Source organism: Streptomyces beijiangensis (genome assembly GCF_017315755.1).
Taxonomy (GTDB): Bacteria; Actinomycetota; Actinomycetes; order Streptomycetales; family Streptomycetaceae; genus Streptomyces; species Streptomyces beijiangensis.
Genome location: NZ_JAFLRJ010000889.1, coordinates 1 through 207 on the forward strand (window position 1 = coordinate 1; position 207 = coordinate 207).

Consider the following 207-nt stretch of genomic DNA (forward strand, 5'->3'; position numbering starts at 1 on the left):
GCACGCCGACACACACATCGACACCGAGGAGAACGTCACTCGATTCCTCGACGCGACCGATCCCGCCCATGTCTCGCTCTGCCTGGACACCGGCCACTACGCCTACTGCGGCGGCGACAGCGTGCAGCTGATCAAGACGTATGGGGAGCGCATCGGCTATCTCCACCTGAAGCAGGTGGACCCCGCCGTGCTGGCCCGGGTGCGGGC

The 207-nt window shown here is 66.7% G+C and carries 1 protein-coding gene; it reads left to right on the forward strand.

The genetic code is table 11. The features are described from left to right. On the forward strand, positions 1-207 hold a 207-nt coding region (locus J0695_RS39690; RefSeq protein ID WP_206969696.1), incomplete at both ends, for a sugar phosphate isomerase/epimerase family protein.